We start from the raw sequence: 19,388 nt of genomic DNA on the forward strand, positions 1-19,388 counted from the left end.
GTTAGGTGCGTTCTTGTCGCCAGAGGAAATAGCCGGCCACTAGGGCTAAGGCCAGTGTCGGCAACATCGCCGCCAAGAGTGGTGGCAAGCGATACAACTCGCCAATATACGCCATCATTTGGTTAATAAAATTAAACGTGACGCCCAGCAAAATCCCTAGGAAGATCTTCACACCCACATTGCCACTGCGGCGCTGACCTAGCGCAAACGGCAAGGCGATCAGCATCATCACCACACAGGCCACCGGATAAAAAATCTTGCTCCACATCGCCAGCTCGTAGCGCGTGGTGCTTTGCCGGTTTTGCTTGAGGTGGTCGATGTATTGGGCCAGAGCCGAGACGGCCATTTCTTTGGGCTTGATCATCAGCACAGCCAGCATTTTCGGGTCCAGCGAGCTAGTCCACGCCGATTGGGCGGCTTTGCTTACTTGCACCTGATCGACAAAAAAGCGTGTCTGCACCACGTTTTCGAGCTGCCATTGCCCATCGCCTTGGTATACCGCGCGCTCAGCATCTAAGGTTTTAAGCAATTGATGGCGGTGATCGTGCACGTAAATGCGCAAGCCCTGCAGGGTGAAATCCGGCTGCATGGCAGCCACATTGATGATCTGATCATCGTTTTTCACCCAGACGCCAGAGCGAAAGCGGCCAAACAGTAATGATTCTTTGGCGGCCACCTGATAGCGCGTCGCCGCGTCATTGCTGACCGGCGCCAGATATTCGCCGGTGACAAAAGTGAGCGCACCAAAGGCCACGCCGCCCACGACGAGCCAGCGCACCAGCCGCAGCATCGACACCCCCGCCGCGCGCATCACCGTCATCTGCGAGGTATCGGCCAAGCTAGACAGCGCAAAGATACTGCCAATCAATAAAGACACCGGCAGCAGCTCATAGGCCCGGGATGGGGCACTGAGCAAGACATACACCAGCGCATGCTGAAACTGATAGCTGCCCTTGCCCACATCACGCAATTCGCCAATCAGATCAAAAAAGACAAATAGCCCCAACAGCACCAGCAAGGTGAGCAACACATACCAGCTAATGGTGCTTAATACATAACGCCCTAACCGGCTCATTTCAGCCCCTTACCTTGCTACGCCACACATATAGCCCAACCGTCAGCAGCGCCGCCGCAGCGTGCAGTGGCCACATCCCCAGCCAGCCTGGCACTCTGCCCGTGGCAATCCAGGCCTGCAGCACATTCATGGCGTTGTAATACGAAAAAGCCAGCAAGGCCGCGAATAGAATATTGAACGAGCGCCCGCCGCGCGGGTTGACAAACGCTAGCGGCACCGCCGCCAGCAACAAAATCAACGCCTGAATCGGCAGCGCTAGCCGCCAATGCAACTCGGCCCAGCGCTGGGGGGTGAGCTCTTTCACCAGCTCGCTGGTGCGCATGGCCTCAATCGCCGGGCTCGTCACTGGGCGGCTAGGCTCATCGAGACGGATTTTGCCATCGCTAAAGGCCAGAATATCGTATTGCGCCGCACCGGGTGCGGCTTGGTATGATTTCGCCTGCTTCAGCCACAGCCAGCGATCACCATTATCGTCGACCTCAATTCCGCCCTGCTCGGCCAGCACGGTGGTCAGCTTGCCGTCGCGGCGAATCTGCATAAATACATTTTCGCCCTCGCCGCGCTCGCTGGAAAAATTCTCGATAAAGTACACCCGATCGGCATTGCGCGATTCGCGAAACACCCCGGGGGCCACTTGGGTCACTTCTTCGTTTTTCAGGCTGGTTTCGCGGTATTCGCGTCCTTTGAGTTGCGCCCAGGGCGAGACGATCAGCGACAAGGCGGCGATCAACAGCACCACCGGCACCCCCAGCTGCAAAACCGGCGGGATGAAGCTGTAAATCGAGCGCCCGGCCGAAAACCAGACAAACATCTCATGATCACGCCACAAGCGCGTAATCACGGTCAGGATGGTAATAAACAACATCAGGGAAAACAGCAGGGGCAAGTAGCGCACGGCGGTAAAACCCATCACCGCCCACACGGCGGAACTAGCGAGGGCGCCCAGCGCGGCCTCGCCCAATAGGCGCACCACTTGCGAGGTCATTACGATCAGCAGCAAAACAATAAACAGGCCAAAGGCCAGCCATGTCATTTCATGGATCAGGGTTTTGCGAAAAAGCATCGGCGATTGTCTTTTGACTTGACGGTGGTGGAAGTGAATAATCGATTGGTTATCGAAATTGCCCCGGAGCAGCAAAGATGGAATTTACCATAGTTTCCCCCGCCCCCGAATCTGCGGATTGTTTAGTATTACCGGTTTGCGGTGAAAAGCTACCCGCCTTTGGCAAGGAACTGGATATCACCGCCGGCGGCATTCTGAGCCAGGCGATTCAAGATGGCGAGCTGGCCGCCAAAGCCGGTGCCGTACTGAGCCTTGGCCTCCCAGCGGGCCTGGATTTCAAACGCGTCATTCTGGCGCAATTGGGTAAAGAACCCACCGAAGCGGCCGTACGTGACACCGCGCGTGCGCTGGCCAAAGCCCTGCTTGCCAGCAGCAACACCAGCGTCTGCGTGGCCCTGAGCGCCGCCGGCTACAAAAAACAAGACCAGCAAGCCGTAGCCCAAGAAGTGGTAAACGCCCTGATGCTGGAAGCCTATCGCTGTGAGCAGTTCAAATCTGAGCCAGCCCCTGCCAGCAAACTAGCCACCGTCAGCCTACTGGCGCCGAAAAAAGCCGATCTGGCCGAAGTAGAAGCTGGCCTCACTTATGGCTTGGCGCTGGGCCATGGCATGAATCTGACCCGCGATCTGGGCAATTTGCCACCGAATGTCTGCACCCCGGCTTATCTGGCCGAAACCGCCGTGCAACTGGCCGAGCTGTTTGATTTCTCGGCACACGTGCTGGAGCAGGAAGAGCTCGAACAACTGAAAATGGATTCCTTCCTCGCCGTGGCCAAAGGCTCGGTCGTGCCACCGAAGCTGATCGTGCTGGAATACCGCAATGCCGATAAAAAAACCAAGCCCGTGGCTTTGGTCGGCAAAGGTATCACCTTTGATTCAGGCGGCATTTCGCTCAAGCCTGGCGAAGGCATGGACGAGATGAAATACGATATGTGCGGCGCCGCGACCGTGCTGGGCGTATTCCGCGCTGTGGCCGAGCTGGATTTGAAAATCAATCTGGTCGGCGTGATTGCCGCGTGCGAAAACATGCCAGCGGGCAATGCCGCCAAACCGGGTGATATCGTCACTACCATGAGTGGCCAGACGGTCGAAATTCTGAATACCGACGCCGAAGGCCGGCTGATTTTGTGCGACGCGCTGACCTATGTACAGCGTTTCGAGCCCGCCAGCGTGATCGACATTGCCACCCTCACTGGCGCCTGCATTATTGCGTTGGGCCACACCACCACCGGCCTGTTTGCCAACGACGACGAGCTGGCGCACGCCCTGCTCAAAGCGGCCAAACAAGCCGATGACAAAGCCTGGCAGCTACCGCTGTTCGATGAATATCAAGAGCAGCTCAAATCCAACTTTGCAGATATGGCCAATATCGGTGGCCGCCCAGCCGGCTCGATTACCGCTGCCGCCTTCCTCTCACGCTTTGTGAAAGAGCAAAAATGGGCGCATCTGGACATCGCCGGCACGGCCTGGAAATCAGGTGCAGCCAAAGGTGCCACTGGCCGGCCAGTACCTTTGTTGCTGAAATACCTGAGCAATCTGTAACCTTTAGGGTATTGCCTTGCAGGCCATTTTCGACAAAGCCTGCAAGGCAATACCCAGCACACAATGACCGAAATCTCGTTTTATTTTAATGTAAGCTCGCGTGAAAGCGCCTTGTGCCAACTGGCAGGCAAAGCCATTGCCGCTGGCAAATCGGTGTGGATCCTCACCGGCTCGCCCGCTGCCAGCGCCGCGCTGGATCGCCTATTGTGGGAAGTACCCGCCACTGGCTTTCTGCCCCACTGTGCCGCCGATGATGCAATGGTCGGGCTAACACCCATCGTGATTGATCACCGGGTAGAATTGCTGCACGATCGCGATGTGCTGTTCAACTGGACTGACCATGTTGTCACCCAGCTTGAACGCTGCGCCCGTCTGATCGAAATTGTCGATACTGATGAAGACCTAAAACTGGCCGCCCGCCAGCGCTGGACTGCCTACAAACAACTAGGCTACGCGCCGCAGGGCACCGACATGCAGGAGCTATACCGTGCCCGAGCAGAATCCGCCGGCTGACGATTCGGTCAATCCACTCTTTAACAAGATGGATGCCCTGATGGCCCGCCATCGGCATGGTGCCGCCCCGCAGCAGGATGATATTCCGGTCCTCACCGAAGTGGCCCGCGCCCCGCAGCCGGTCAGTGATGATGATATTCCCGCGCTGACCGAGGTGGTTGAGCTCGATCTGGCCGACAAAATCGCCCATCTGGAGCGCGAATGGGTGCACGATCATCGCGAGCCGGACATTAGCCATCTCGATGCCGAGATTCCGCTGGTCGCGAGCAAAGCCAAGCCTCCGCTCGATATCGAACCGCTGCCATTTCGCCCCAACCCGGCCCGCGCCGAAGCACAAGCAAATGCCCCCGTACCGGCCGAGCCCGCGGTAGTGCCTGCGGTGCAGGTGAAACCTGCCAACGCCCCAGCCAGCCAAACCCGGCCCGAAACCGCCGCCCGCTGGCCACGCATTGATACGCCAAGCCCGAAAAGCAGCGCCCCCAGCTTCACCATCCCTAGCGCATCAACGGCCGCCGCGACACCCAATCACAGTGCGCCGCAATTTCTGGATTTGCCGCTGCTCGATCTCACCGCCCTGAACGAGCCCCCCCGCGAGTTGCTGGATTTGCCTGAGCTGGCCATCCACACCCCGCGCGATCCGGAAGCGCTGGTCGAGCCGGAATTTATCGCTACCGATTTGGTATTGCCGCTGGACGAGCTGCCCACCCTGAGCGTGGCGGAGCCGGTGACGATTGGTGATTTCCAGCAAGTGCTGGCGCAAACCAGCGCCGCAGCTGCAGAAATTCCGCAACTCGATCTGGACGCGCTACTCCAGCCCTTAGACAACAATTCAGAGCTGCAAGACGACACCACGCTGAGCGTGGCCGATGCCGAGATCGCACTTGCGCCCGAACAGAGCGAAGTCATCGAAATTGCGCCACCAGCAATACTGACTGAGCCGCCGGCAGCATCGCCATTGCACGCAGAACCACTGCGTGCCGAACCCCAGCCAAACGCCGCTCAGCCCGATCTAGCCAGCAGTTCAGACTTCAGCCTGCCGGCCACCTCCAATTTGGCCAGCGAGCCAATACCAACACTGGCGACTGAGGATGAACTCAGCATTAGTCTTGGGGATGAAATCCACCTGACCATTGCCGATCTGGCGCCCGCCGCGCCCGTACTCACCGAGTGGGCAGTGCCCGCGCTGGAGGCCACGGCCCTTAGCCTGAACGATGCCCCTCTAGAGCAAACCGTTACCAACACCGGCATGATTGCCGGGTTAGCTTCAACGCCAGCGGCAAGCGCAGGAGCAGAAACACCTGACGCCATAGCGGACGGTACACATCGCATCGCTTCACCGCTGGCCGCGCCTGAGCAACCCGCCGCGTCCGCCGCCGGCGCGATGGAATGGGCCGCTGTGCCCGATTTGCCACCCGCCGCCACCGTCAGCTTTGAAGCGAGCAAATCACCGCAACCCAATACCACACCGTCCAGCGCCAGCCTGCATTGGGATGATGAAGAAGAGCTGGTTTTATACGCTGCTCCGGCCGCGCCGCAAGCGCATATTGATCTGGATGCCAGCGAACCCAGCCTGAGCTTTATCGAGCCAGCGGTGCGCCCCCTTGCCGCCGCCCCGGCTCTGGCTGAAGCAAGCACCGAAAGCACAACCTCAGCCCCGTTGCCGGCCACCGCGGAAACGGCAAGCCCCACACCTGAGCTGCCACCGCAAACACTTGCCGCAGCAGGCAGCGCCCCCGAACCGCAGCCGGTTGGCCACGATACCCCTGCCAGTATCGCCACAGCAGCCTTACCGGATGAGCCAAGCAAAGCCATACCCCCAACGCTCAATCAGCATGCAGTTGATGACATCACGGCCATGGTCGGTGCGCAGCTGGCGATAGATATCGCCAGCGAAGTCGAGCAGCTGGCTAAACAGCATTTCAGTACGCTGATGAATCAGCTGTATGAAGAAACGCTCCGCAAGCTCACCACCCAGATCAGCCTTGATCTGGAAGCCCAGCTCGCGCCGCGCATTAGCGAGTTGGTGCAGGCCGAGCTGCGCAGCAAAGGCCTACTTTAAGCTCGTAAACTAAGGGTATTGCCTGCCAAAGCTCATCAATAAAGGCTTCTGCGGCAATACCCACTCACCAAACTACTACCCAGCCCCCTATCCAGCACCTCACGCCGCCGCCACGCGCACCCACTTGCGCAACTGACGTATAATCTTAGGTTTCGCGTATTTTTGAGCACGCCGACATGGAACTCGCCAAGAGCTTCGAACCACAGAATATCGAATCACGCTGGTATCCGTTCTGGGAAAGCCAGGGTTACTTCAAGCCCAATATGGACCTCGCCCGCGAGGCCTTCTGCATTCAGCTGCCACCACCCAATGTGACCGGCACGCTGCACATGGGCCACGCCTTCAACCAGACCGTGATGGATGGTCTGACCCGCTACCACCGCATGAAGGGTGAAAACACCCTGTGGCTGCCGGGCACCGACCACGCAGGGATCGCCACCCAGATCGTGGTCGAGCGCCAACTGGATGCCAAAGGCACTTCCCGCCATGAATTAGGCCGCGCCGCTTTCCTCGACAAAGTCTGGGGATGGAAACAGGAATCGGGCAATACCATCACCCAGCAAATGCGCCGCATGGGCGCTTCGGTGGATTGGGATCGCGAATACTTCACCATGGACGACAGCATGTCGACCGCCGTGATCGAAGCCTTTGTGCGTTTGTACAACGAAGGCCTGATCTACCGCGGCAAACGCCTGTCGAACTGGGATGCCAAATTGGGCACCGCCATTTCCGATCTGGAAGTCATTTCCGAAGAAGAAAACGGCTCGATGTGGCATATCAAATATCCGGTGGTGGATTCGGATGAATTCATCATCGTGGCCACCACCCGCCCGGAAACCCTGCTGGGTGACGTGGCCGTAGCGATTGCGCCGGACGACGAGCGCTATCAGCATCTGCTGGGCAAACGGGTTGAGCTGCCGCTCACCGGCCGGCAGATCCCGATCATCGCCGATGAATATGTGGATAAAGCCTTCGGTACCGGCTTTGTGAAAATCACCCCGGCCCACGACTTTAACGACTATCAGGTGGGTAAACGCCACAACACCCAGCTGATCAATGTGATGAGCCTGCAAGCGACGATTCTGGCCAAAGCCCAGATCTTCAGCTTTGACGGTGCCGCCTTGGGCAGTCTCGATTTACCGGCTGCCTACGCCGGCCTCACCACCGGCGAAGCCCGCAAAGCCATGCTGGCTGATCTGGAAGCACAAGGGCTGTTGCTGGACACCAAACCGCACAAACTGATGGTGCCACGCGGCGACCGTACTGGCACCGTGATCGAGCCGCTGCTGACCGATCAATGGTTTGTGGCGATGAGCAAACCGACCGAGGATGGCCGCAGCATTACCGACAAAGCCCTCGACGTGGTGAAAAACGGCGAAGTGCAGTTTGTGCCTGCCGATTGGGTGAATACCTATTACGCCTGGCTGAATAATATTCAGGATTGGTGTATCAGCCGCCAGCTGTGGTGGGGTCATCAGATTCCGGCCTGGTATGACGAAGATGGCCAAGTGTATGTCGCCCGCACCGAAGCCGAAGCCCAGGCGCAAGCCCCGGGCAAAACGCTGCGCCGCGAAGACGACGTGCTGGATACCTGGTTTAGCTCGGCACTAGTGCCGTTCTCTAGCCAAGGCTGGCCGCAGGAAACACCGGAATTGGCGGCGTTCTTGCCATCATCCGTGCTGGTGACCGGCTACGACATTATTTTCTTCTGGGTGGCCCGGATGATTATGATGACCACGCATTTCACTGGCAAAGTGCCGTTCAAGCATGTGTATGTGCATGGCTTGGTGCGTGATGCGGAAGGGCAGAAAATGTCCAAATCCGAAGGCAATGTGCTGGATCCGGTTGATTTGATCGATGGCATTGCGCTAGAGCCGCTACTGGAAAAACGCACCACCGGTCTGCGTCGCCCAGAGAAAGCGCCCAAAGTCGCCGAAAAAACCAAAAAAGAATTCCCTGATGGCATCCCGGCCTACGGTGTGGACGCGCTGCGCTTTACCTTTGCGTCGCTGGCCTCACTGGGCCGCTCGATCAACTTTGACCAGAAACGCTGCGAAGGCTATCGCAATTTCTGCAATAAGATTTGGAACGCCACCCGCTTTGTGCTGATGAACATCGAAGGCAAAGATTGCGGTCTGGCAGATGGCGCCGAGCTGGATTACAGCTTCCCCGATCTGTGGATTATTGGCCGCCTGCAACAAGCCGAAAGCCAGATCACCGAAGCGCTCGACACCTTCCGTTTTGACTTGGCCGCACAAGCGATTTACGAGTTTGTCTGGAACGAATACTGCGACTGGTACATTGAGCTAGCCAAAGTATCGACCCAAACTGGTACCGAAGCGCAGCAGCGCGCTACCCGCCGCACGCTGATCCGGGTACTGGAGACGATTCTGCGCCTCACGCATCCGATCATGCCGTTCATTACCGAAGAGCTGTGGCAAACCGTGGCTCCGCTGGCCGGCAAAAAAGACAGCGAATCACTGATGCTGGCTCAATGGCCGGTGGCAGATCTATCACGGGTGGATGCGGTCGCCGACGCCAAGGTCGAAACGCTGAAAGCCTTGGCCTTTGCCGCCCGGAACCTGCGCGGCGAAATGGGCTTATCTCCAGCAGTAAAAGTGCCGATGTTCCTCGAAGGCAGCACAGAGATGGCCGAGTTTGCGCCTTATCTGAAGCCGCTGGCCAAACTGTCGGAAGTGAATATAGTGGCCGCGCTGCCCGCCGATGATGCGCCTGTGGCCGTCGCCGGCACCACGCGCATGATGCTGAAAGTGGAAGTGGATAAAGCCGCTGAAACCGCCCGCCTGAATAAGGAAATCGGCAAAACCACCGACACCCGCGACAAGCTGGTAGCCAAGCTGGAAAAACCAGGTTACACCGACAAAGCACCGGCACACTTGGTAGAAAAAGACCGGGCACAGCTGGCCGAGCTGGATGACAAACTGGCGAAACTGGCCGCGCAACTGGCCAAATTGCAATAAAATTGCGCTACAAAAAACGGCCTTCGGGCCGTTTTTTATCGCCCAGCCCTTTAATAATGCGGCGCATTGCCGATAAGCATAAGCCCTCACTCTGACCACCCGCCCGCATGCGCAAATACCTGCTCAGCTCTGACCCCAACACGGAAGGCATCCGCCGGCGACGGCTCGGGCAATTTATAACCATTACCATCGTGGCCCTGCTGATCAGCAGCGCGCACAATGTGTTTTTTGGCAACTGGCGTGATGCCATTTTACTGGTGAGTGGCGCGGTGCTGACGCTAGGCGCCTACGGCATGGCCAAACGCGGCCATACCCAAGCTGCATCCTCCACCTTCACCCTCAGCCTACTGGCCGTGCTGGCGGCCATTCATTGGCTAAGCACCGGCACCCACGACCCGACGCTACTGGCCTACCCTGCCCTCATGGTTTTTACCGGCCTACTGTGCGCACCATGGCTATTCTGGCTTGAGTTTGCACTGATCATGCTCAATATCACCTTGCTGGTGATTGCCGAGGCACAAGGCTGGCGCATAGCCAAGGATGCACTTCCCGGCTGGCCATTCTGGATTGATGTCACCCTGATTATGGTGACGGTGAGCATGAGCATTGCGCTAATCATGCGCGATTTTCGCCATGCCCTGGCTTCGCTGCGCAGCGAAAATCAACGCGTGCGACGCTCTCAAAAAGAAGTGGAGTTCCTCGCTAGCCACGATGCACTCACCAAGCTGCCCAACCGGCTACTGGCGCGCGATCGCTGCGAGCACGCCTTGGCTTTGGCTCGCCGCGCGCACAAGCAAACCGCCTTGCTGTATATCGATCTGGATAACTTCAAAACCATCAATGACTCCTTGGGGCACGCCGCCGGCGATCAGCTGCTGCTCACCATGAGCGAGCGGTTGCAAACCTGCGTGCGTGAGAGCGATACGGTGGCGCGCCAGGGCGGGGATGAGTTTTTGATTATTCTGGAATGCATTCCGGCACCGGACATCGCCGCTGATATTGCCAAGCAGGTGATTCAGCGTTTGGCCGAGCCGCTGGCCCTCGGCCCGCTGAACATTACTGCCACCTGCTCGATCGGTGTCGCCGTTGCCCACGATCAGCAGGATGACTTTGATAGCCTGCTGCAAAAAGCCGATATGGCGATGTACCGGGCCAAGGGCGCCGGGCGCAATGCATTCCGGATTTACGATGACAGCATGAACACCAAGGCCACGGAGCAACTCGAGCTGGCCTCAAAAATGCGCGTGGCGCTGATCAAATCAGAATTTACCCTGCACTACCAACCCCAATTTGATTTGCGCAGCGGCCAAATTATCGGCGCGGAGGCGCTGGTGCGCTGGCGCCACCCCGAGCTCGGCTTAGTCCCACCCGGGAAGTTTATCCCGGTCGCAGAAAATTCTGGGCTAATCGTTGAGATGGGTGAATGGATTGTGCTGGAGGCCTGCCGGCAGGCCAAGTGTTGGCTAGACGAAGGCCTCGGTGAATTAGTGGTCGGGATTAATATCTCGCCGATCCAATTTCGCCGTGGCGATGTGGAGCAGCTAATCAATCACGCCCTCGCACAAACCGGTTTACCCGCACACCTGCTGGAGCTAGAGCTTACCGAATCATTGCTACTGGAAGACTCGGCCCACCTGAAAACCATTCTGCAAAATCTACGTAGCCTAGGCATCAGTTTTTCGATTGATGATTTTGGCACTGGGTATTCCAATCTGAGCTACCTCAAGCATTTTGAAGTCGAGCGTCTCAAGATTGATCAATCATTTATCCGCCGCCTGAGCGATGATGCGCACGATGAGGCCATTGTGCGGGCGATTATTCAAGTCGCAGACAGCCTGAATCTACACCTGATCGCAGAAGGGATTGAGGACACCCGCACCCTCACTAAGTTGCAAGAGCTCGGGTGCGAGCAAGGCCAGGGCTTTTTGTGGTCGCCAGCGATTACCGCAAGCGAGTTCAAACGCTATGTGCTGCAGCATCAAGCCAGCCCCTCGCCGGCAGCCTAATCGGCAATAGCCGGCGCGCACCGGCCATCGATTCGCCTGAGGGCCATTTCACTTCAGGCGGCTCCCCCGCCCCTCCAAAGTGTTTCTTTTTAGAAACACATCGCCTTATCAGCGCAATATTCCAGCACTTTTTGTTCAGACACCCGCCAAACGGCAGGTGCTGCGGCACCAGCGGCTGATCTTGTTACACTTTGCCACCCTTATACGAACAAGCAGCAAAGATGACAATAAAAACACATAAAAATCATGCAATTAAAATCATCAGCACCCGCACACCCCACCGCGCTCGCCCTTACTTAATCTCGCAATAACTTACACAGGCTTCGCCTGCCGACCTTCCATTCGCCAAAGCCTCACGTTAAGCAGCCCAAATTGGGCTTCGCGTCAAGATGGTTTATTCATTAAGGGTATCGCGCCTATTTACGTTGAAAATCAGAATATTCTAATATTTTGAAAAATAGAGGATATCCCAGTGCGCAAAGAAATCGGATTCACACTCATCGAGATGATGATCGTGGTGGCCTTGCTCGGCATTATTGCCGGGATTGCCGCCCCCAGCTTAGCCATGTTTGCCAAAAACAGTGCCCTGAGCGGCGCCTCAGAAGATCTGCTGAATGTGTTTAGCTACGCCAAAACAGAGGCGATCAAACGTGGCGCCAGTATTTCGGTCTGCAACTCGGCCAACCCAACGGCCGATACGCCTACTTGCGTCACCAGCACGCCCAACTGGACAACAGGCTGGCTCGTTTTCCTGGATGCAGATGGCGACAGTAGCTACGACTCGGGCGAGACACTGCTGCAGATCGGCCATGCTGTGAAAAACGTCAGCAGCATCAGCGTGAGTAACAACACCAAAGCGCTGCGCTTTCGTTCAGTGGTGTTAGCCGGCAGCAGCGATACCGTGTTTACCCTATGTAACAGCGGCGCCAAGGCACGCACAGTAACGGTCGACAAGGTTGGCCGCATCCGTCGTGATCTGGGCACAACCTGCAGCTAGGAGCCCGCAATGAAACAAGGTGGCATGATCATGATCGAGGTGCTGGTATCGTTAGTGGTACTGGCGGTAGGGATTTTGGGGCTAGCCTCGTTGCAAGCGTATTCGCTGCGCGCGACGCAAAGCTCGTATTTACGCTCAGTGGCCAGCGATTTAGCCAGCAGTCTGGCTGAGCAGGTACAGGCCAATCGGGCCAAAACCATCGCCTCCACCGAAGCGGGCGCAGATGCCCGCTACTACGGCACTGGCGCACCACTGCTGCCCAAATCACCCGACTACGCCCGTTTTACCTGCACCTTCAATACCACCACCAGCCGTTTCGGCTGTGCCAATGCCACTGGGTACACCCCAGAAAGCAGCAGCAATAGTACAACCCTCGCCCGCGCGGAGCTCGCAGCCTGGCTTGACCTCGTGGCGGCATCGTTACCCCTCGGTAGTACTGGTGGGGCGGTTATTTGCCGTGATACCACGCCGGACGACGGCACTGAACCCGTGCGCGATAGCACCAGTGAAGATTTTGCGGCCAAAACCGGCTGCCTACCCAGCACTAATGCGGCCTACGCGACAGCACCCTTTGTTGTCAAAATTTGGTGGCAGGACGAAAAGCCGACCAAAGAGGATCCCACCCCGGATCTAACCCGCTTCTCGCTGACGATTTCCTAGGGGGCAGCATGTTTAAACCTCGCCAATCCGGCTTTACCCTCGTTGAACTGATGGTCGGCTTAACGCTGGCTTTGTTGCTCACACTGGGGATCGCCAATATTTATCTGCAAACCCGGCAAACCTTTCGCAGCCAGACTGCGCTGGCCCGGATGACCGAAGATGGCAAATATGCGCTCGCGACCTTGCAACGCATGATTTATCAGGCGGGCTTTCAAAATACCGCCAATATGACTGCGGCGGCGGCCACCGCCTTTCCGGCTGGCTATGGCATGACCGCAGGCGCCTTTATCAAAGGCACCAGTACCAGCGTCGACCTGCGCTTTCTCGGTGACACCGAAGGCAATATGGTGACTTGCGCACAAGACACGAGCGGCAATGCCGATTACCCGACACTAAAACTCAACCAGCAATATGCCTATCGGCTCAGCTTTCAAAACAATCAGCTCAGCTGCGGCACATTGAATACCGCCGGCACAACAGTGACTGACTCGCAGGTGCTGGCGGACAATATCATTGACTTCAAGCTCACCTATGGCGTGGACAGCGATGGCGACCGGCTGGCCGATAGCTACACCGACAGCCCCACCAACTGGGCCAATGTCTATGCGGTACGCGCCTGTATGGTCGTGCGTAGCAGTGACGACAAAATTACCGTGAGCAGCTCGGGCAAAACCTACCTGAACTGCGATTTCCCTAACCACGCACAGCAATCAGTGGACGATAGTGACGGTCACCTCTACCGCACCTTCTCGACCACTTTGTATTTGCGTAACAAGACCAATTAGGGAGGCCACATGCGCTCAACGCATACCCAGCATGGTTTTGTGCTGATCACCAGCATTGTGTTTCTGGTGGCGATCACCATCACGGTGGTCTACGCCGTCCGCAGCGCGACCTTACGGGAGCACTCGGCCGGGAATAACCGCGCCCGTGCACAAGCATTTGAAATGGCCCAGCTGGCCATGCGCCGTGCGCAAGCCCAGTTAACAGAAGAAGTGATTTTTCCAGCCTCAGGCTGCAGTAATGGCCTGTGCAACAAAGAAGACGCCACCAAAACCTACCTGCTCAATAGTACCAACTGGGGTAGTGGCACGGGCACCTGCGCCATCGACAACACCAGCTGCAACAAGATCAAAGGTGGCAACACGGCCATCACCCAGACCGTAGCTGGCGTAGCCGCTCAGCCGCGCTGGGCGATTCGCGATATGAATAACAATGTTCAGGGCGACTGCACCTATTACGAAGTCTGGGCGCAAGGCACCGGCGCCGACGCCAATAGCTCGGTATTACTGAAATCGATTGTCAAAGCTTGCGAGAGCTAAGGAGTCTGATCATGCAACGCACCACTTTATCTCTCATGCTCAGCCTGCTATTTCTGCCCGCATTCGCGCAGGCGGTGGCACTGAATAACCTAACCCAGGGCGGGCGCGACCCATTCACCCCGCTATATCAGTCATCCAATGAACCACCACTGAATATGCTGGTGTTGGGTAAAGATCATCGGCTGTATTACGAGGCCTACAACGACGCATCCGATCTGGATGGGGATGGCGTTTACGATGTGGGTTACCAAGGCTGGCGTGTCAAACCCGGCTATGGCGAAGGCAAAGGCAACTTCAAGATCGATTACTACGGTTATTTTGATAGCTATAAGTGCTACAGCTACAACAGCAGTAACTCGCGCTTTGAACCCATTAACACCACCAGCAATAAAAAATGCCGCAGTTTCAGCAGCGCGCGCTGGAGTGGTGACTTCCTCAATTACCTCACCACCTCACGGATTGATGCCATTCGCCGGGTCTTATATGGCGGCAAACGCAGCACAGATACCGCCAGCGACACCGTGCTAGAGCGCACATTCATTCCGCAGGATGCGCACAGCTGGGGCAAGGAGTATATGAGCGTAGCCTTTGATGGCTATGACATTCAGGACTATACCCCAATGGCTTCACCTGCATCCGGTCGGCGCCACCTCTTTGCCAACACCACGCGCTGCACCCCGAATGGCTGCCAAACCAGCTATCTCAACCCACCGCTGTTGCGCACCATTAAAGACAGCAACCGCCGGGTATGGGAATGGGTCAGTATCGAGCGCCCGGTGGCGGATACCCAATATGCGGATGGTTCGAATAACCGCGTGGACATCCCGACCAGCGATCTCACTGATTATGTCGTGCGCGTACAAGTCTGCAAAACCGGTCTGCTCGAAGACGAGTGCAAGCGCTACGGCACCTCCTACAAGCCCTATGGCCTGATCCAGCAATACGGCGATGCCGGTGGTATGCGCTTCGGGCTCTTTACCGGCAGTTACTCAGACAACACCCAAGGCGGGGTACTGCGTAAAAATATCGGTAGCATCAGTGATGAAATCAACGCTAGCGATGGCACCTTCACCAGCACCGTTGGCATTATCCGCAATATCGACAAGATGCGGATCGAGGGTTTTTCCAATAGTCGCGAATACTATGGTGTCAGCACTAATGACAACGATTGTAGATATGGCGATGCGTTTTCAAAGCAACTGAACAATGGCCGTTGCAGTAGCTGGGGCAACCCGGTAGCAGAAATGCTGTGGGAAACCGTGAAATACTATGCCGGTGGTAGCGCCGGCTATACCAGCGATGCCAAAGGCGCCGGCGTTGGCCTCTCGGTCGCCGCCTGGACCGACCCCTATGGCATGAATGGTACGCAACGCCGCAACCACGTCTGCGCCAAGCCCGTGATTACATTGATATCCGATATTTTCCCGAATTTCGACGGCGATCTGGGTAATGCCACGCTCAATGGTAGCGAGTTCAAAATTCAAGAGACTCTGGATAACATGTGGAAAGCAGAGTTTGGTGAGGGGCCAAGAAATGTCATCATTGGTGAATATGGGAGCAACAACAACCAAGCGCCCACAACTAAAACAGCAACAAGTTTCTTCGGCTTAAGAGGCTTACCTGAAGAACCAGGCAAAGCAGGTACTTTTTACAGTGCGGCTGTTGCTGAGTTCGCCCGTAAAAATGACATTAATGCAGCCCCTTCAAAACAGATAGTTAGCACCTTCTCAATTGCGTTGGCTTCAGCCTTGCCCAAAATCGAGATTCCGGTGGCTGGCCAGAAAGTAGTTTTCACGCCGTTTGCCAAATCACCTTCGAACGGTGGTGGCACTGGTGACAGCACCAACTATCGCCCGACCAATCAGATTGTCGATTTTTACATCGACACCATCCGCAATGTACCCGGCTTTGCCACCGATACGTCGATCAATGCTGGCCGCCCTTACTATAAATTCCGCATCAACTTTGAAGATGTGGAATATGGTGGTGACCATGATATGGATGCCATTGCCGAATACGAAATTCGCCTCTTGGCCAACAACACCATCGAAGTAAAGGTCAATTCAACCTACGCCGCAGGCGGGATTGATCAGCACATGGGTTATGTCGTCTCTGGTACGACCAAAGATGGCGTATATCTCGTGGTTAAAGACATAGGCGGAAATAACGTGAAGTACTGGATGGATGCGCTGCCCGCCACTACTGGCAACCCATCGGGCACGCCATTCGGCGCCACCGGCAATATGAGTGCACTCACCGACACCCGTATCTTCACACCCAATAGTTCGGCGAGCACCATCACCGATCTGAAGTCACCACTTTGGTACGCCGCTAAATATGGCGGATTTATTGATGACGAGGAGGAGGACAAACCAAAAAGAAATGTACTAGACAATGTGGCCGAGTGGGATGCGGATGGTGACGGTGTTCCTGACAATTATTTTCTTGTCACTAATCCACTAAAACTGAAAGAGCAGCTAGATCGGGCATTCTCACGGATTGACGCCACCGCCCGCTCCAGTGCACCGGTAGGTAGCACCGCCGGCAGTAGTTCGCAAAGTTCGGAGTACCGGATTTACCGTACCGCCTACAGAGCCAATCAATGGAGCGGTAATCTGTCGGCGCTGGCGCTGAATACCGATAGCCTGCAACTGAGTACGACGTACTGGGATGCTAACGACCCCGGCAAACTGATTCCACCGATCGAACGGGTGTTGATGTCTTGGAACCCAGACACCCGCACTGGCCGTGCCTTTGATGCAGCCGCCGAAATGGCGCAACTCTCATCGGCGCAAAAAGCAGCGCTCAATTACCCAGATGGCGACCCTGGTGGCTTTGTGGTAACCCCGCGCATGGAAGCGCGCGCCAAATACATCCGTGGCGACAACAGCAACGAAGGGACCACCAGCGGTAAATATCGGGTGCGCGAACAAGTCGGGAATGAAACCAACTACATTGCTGACATTCTGGACGCTCAGCCCTACGCGGTGGGGCCAGTACCGCGCGCCGACTATTATGCCGATACAGGCTACGCAGCGTTTGCCAACCAACAGGCCAGCCGGATTAATTTCGTGTATGCCGGCGCCAATGGTGGGGTGTATCACGCCTTTATGGACGATGTGGTCACCAACCAGGAACACAATGGCCGTGAGCGCTTTGGCTATATTCCCTCTTTTGTATTCGACAAGCTGCGCAAACTCGAAGAGCAATCATATAGCCACGAGTATTACCTGAATGGCCAAACCGCCGTGCAAGATGTAAAAACCGACGATGGCACTTGGCGCACCCTACTGGCCGCTACTGCCGGTTTTGGCGGCAAAGGGCTGTTTGCATTGGATATTAGTAATCCGCTGAGCGTGGGTTCGTCGGTAATTTCTAGCGTCACCCGCTGGGAGTTTTTCAATAGCAACGACACCGCCAAAGGCAGCCCGGATATGGGTTACCAACCATATAGCCCGCTCATTACCAAGATGAATGATGGCAAATGGTATGTAATTACCGGCAATGGTTTCAACAGCACCACGGGTAGTGCCACCCTATTTATGCTGGATGTTTCTGGCCCGGGCAGCAGTGGGTGGAACGGTAAAGTTGTGAAACTGACAGTCGATGCCACCATCGCCGGCAATAATGGCCTTTTCAGTAATAGCAATGGTTTGTCAGCCCCAACTGCAGCCGATATTGATAGCAATGGCACCGCTGATTACATCTATGCCGGGGATATGTTTGGCAATCTGTGGAAATTTGATGTGAGCAGCACCAACTCCGCGCAATGGCGGGTCGGCCTCGGTGGTAAACCGATGTTCCGTGCCGTGCGGAGTGATAAGGCGCAATCGATTGTGAGCCCACCGGCGATCGCCATGGAGAAAAAAGCCGAATCATCACTCAGCATCACCAATAAACGGCTGATGGTGTATTTCGGCACTGGCAAGTTTTACGAAGATTGCGACCGTTATAACAGCAGTTGTACCGGACAAGCAGATACCAATAGTGTCTATGGCATTGTTGATCCAGAACTGAGCATCGGTAGCGATGGGGTAATGACCAATGCCGCAGTGGGTAGCAGCTACACCCCTCCTGCGCTCACCAGCCTAGTCGAGCAAAGAATTGCCCAGTTCAACAGCGCTGATCTGACCAAATTCAACATCCCCGGCTTGCTGCTCAGCGACATTGAGAAATACCGCTGTATCCTGCCGAAAAAAGAGGACGGCACTTTCCAAAGTAATTGCTCCGATGACAATAAATATACAGCTGGCATTCAATATGGCTGGTATGCCAATTTCCCACTTGGGGAAGAGCGTCACGTCGGGATGCCACGGATTTCGGGCGGCACAGTGATTTTTAACACCATGACGCCAGCCGAAGACGTGAGCAACAGCTGCGCATTTACCTCTAAATCGGGGCTGATGGCACTGAATCTGGATGATGGCGGTCAATCGCGCCCACGCTTTGTGATTACCAATAGCGGCACAGGCACCAAAGTTAGCATTAATAATGTCGGCTTTTTGTCGACCACCTCCACCCCGAACGGGACAACTACCATCAAAGGCTCGATTCCTTCCGGCCTGAATGATGAACGGGGCTTTGGCCGCAACTATAACGGTAAGAAATCCACCAGCGCGTGTGAGAAAGCCATCGACGTTGATCCATTAGGCAATGCCACCCAGATCAATGTGTGTGACTCACGGGTGGTTGTACCGGTGAACTGGAGCGAGGTAATCAAATAATGACATGCACATTGGCGGCACAACGCGGTTTTACGCTGATCGAGCTGATGATCACGGTGGCGGTGATCGGCATTTTGGCCGCGATCGCGATCCCGAACTATCAGGATTACGTGCGCAAAACCCGGCGGGCAGATGCACAAGGGGTGCTAATGCAAAGCGCACAAATTCTGGAGCGGCGTTTTACCGAAAACAGCCGCTACTCGGCGTCATCCACCTGCCCAACGCCACCGTATACCGAGTCGCCAATTGATGGCAGCACCAAGTATTACGATATCGCGATGAGTAACTGCAGTGCCGATGGCTCCACCTTCACACTCACCGCCACCCCCAAAGGCGCGCAAAGTGGCAACGGCATTTTGGAGCTACGGCACACCGGTCGCAAAGCCTGGGATAAAAATAACGATGGCGATACCGCCGATACCGGTGAAGACAACTGGTAAACACGTG

13 protein-coding genes are annotated in these 19,388 nt (G+C 56.1%); 11 read left to right on the forward strand and 2 right to left on the reverse strand.

Features of this window, described 5'->3' with window-relative positions; all coding sequences use genetic code 11:
- Position 1: 1 nt before the first annotated feature.
- Together lptG and lptF are read right to left on the reverse strand one after the other, a co-directional pair.
- Positions 2–1,075 (reverse strand): LPS export ABC transporter permease LptG, encoded by a 1,074-nt coding sequence (lptG, locus tag QV747_RS09845; RefSeq protein ID WP_273429847.1) that lies wholly within the window; start codon positions 1,073–1,075, stop codon positions 2–4.
- A 1-nt stretch (position 1,076) separates the two neighbouring features.
- Entirely contained in the window at positions 1,077–2,138 is a 1,062-nt protein-coding gene (lptF, locus tag QV747_RS09850) for an LPS export ABC transporter permease LptF (protein WP_273429845.1), read from the reverse strand.
- 77 nt (positions 2,139–2,215) lie between these two features.
- On the opposite strand from lptF, the gene QV747_RS09855 reads away from it, so the two are divergent.
- The 11 genes from QV747_RS09855 to QV747_RS09905 all read left to right on the forward strand — a co-directional run bounded on the left by QV747_RS09855 (position 2,216) and on the right by QV747_RS09905 (position 19,381).
- Positions 2,216–3,679 carry a leucyl aminopeptidase gene (locus QV747_RS09855; RefSeq protein WP_273429843.1) on the forward strand — a complete coding sequence of 488 codons (1,464 nt, stop codon included), beginning with the start codon at positions 2,216–2,218 and terminating at the stop codon, positions 3,677–3,679.
- A 63-nt stretch (positions 3,680–3,742) separates the two neighbouring features.
- On the forward strand, positions 3,743–4,192 hold the full coding sequence (locus tag QV747_RS09860; RefSeq protein ID WP_273429842.1) for a DNA polymerase III subunit chi: 450 nt from the start codon (positions 3,743–3,745) through the stop codon (positions 4,190–4,192).
- Positions 4,167–6,251: a hypothetical protein gene (locus tag QV747_RS09865; protein ID WP_273429840.1), complete on the forward strand. Its 2,085-nt coding sequence runs from the start codon at positions 4,167–4,169 to the stop codon at positions 6,249–6,251. The genes QV747_RS09860 and QV747_RS09865 overlap by 26 nt, the downstream gene beginning before the upstream one ends.
- 176 nt (positions 6,252–6,427) lie before the next feature.
- Positions 6,428–9,232 (forward strand): valine--tRNA ligase, encoded by a 2,805-nt coding sequence (locus QV747_RS09870; RefSeq protein WP_273429838.1) that lies wholly within the window; start codon positions 6,428–6,430, stop codon positions 9,230–9,232.
- Positions 9,233–9,339: 107 nt separating this feature from the next.
- Positions 9,340–11,238: a bifunctional diguanylate cyclase/phosphodiesterase gene (locus tag QV747_RS09875; RefSeq protein WP_273429836.1), complete on the forward strand. Its 1,899-nt coding sequence runs from the start codon at positions 9,340–9,342 to the stop codon at positions 11,236–11,238.
- A gap of 472 nt (positions 11,239–11,710) precedes the next feature.
- Positions 11,711–12,235 carry a GspH/FimT family pseudopilin gene (locus QV747_RS09880; protein ID WP_273429835.1) on the forward strand — a complete coding sequence of 175 codons (525 nt, stop codon included), beginning with the start codon at positions 11,711–11,713 and terminating at the stop codon, positions 12,233–12,235.
- A 9-nt stretch (positions 12,236–12,244) separates the two neighbouring features.
- Positions 12,245–12,895 (forward strand): type IV pilus modification protein PilV, encoded by a 651-nt coding sequence (gene pilV, locus QV747_RS09885; RefSeq protein WP_028449996.1) that lies wholly within the window; start codon positions 12,245–12,247, stop codon positions 12,893–12,895.
- Positions 12,896–12,903: 8 nt separating this feature from the next.
- Positions 12,904–13,680 (forward strand): PilW family protein, encoded by a 777-nt coding sequence (locus QV747_RS09890; protein ID WP_273429833.1) that lies wholly within the window; start codon positions 12,904–12,906, stop codon positions 13,678–13,680.
- A 9-nt stretch (positions 13,681–13,689) separates the two neighbouring features.
- Positions 13,690–14,217, forward strand: a complete 528-nt coding sequence (locus tag QV747_RS09895) for a PilX N-terminal domain-containing pilus assembly protein (protein WP_047392615.1) — start codon at positions 13,690–13,692, stop codon at positions 14,215–14,217.
- 11 nt (positions 14,218–14,228) lie between these two features.
- A complete protein-coding gene (locus QV747_RS09900) occupies positions 14,229–18,941 on the forward strand; it encodes a pilus assembly protein (protein ID WP_273429831.1) in 4,713 nt (1,570 codons plus the stop codon).
- The gene (locus QV747_RS09905; RefSeq protein ID WP_273429830.1) at positions 18,941–19,381 is read left to right on the forward strand and encodes a type IV pilin protein; all 441 of its coding nucleotides are present in this window, start codon (positions 18,941–18,943) and stop codon (positions 19,379–19,381) included. Before QV747_RS09900 ends, QV747_RS09905 begins: the two co-directional genes overlap by 1 nt.
- Positions 19,382–19,388 lie beyond the last annotated feature (7 nt).

Origin of the sequence: uncultured Chitinibacter sp. (assembly GCF_945957625.1) — a bacterium.
In the GTDB taxonomy this organism is placed as follows: domain Bacteria; phylum Pseudomonadota; class Gammaproteobacteria; order Burkholderiales; family Chitinibacteraceae; genus Chitinibacter; species Chitinibacter tainanensis.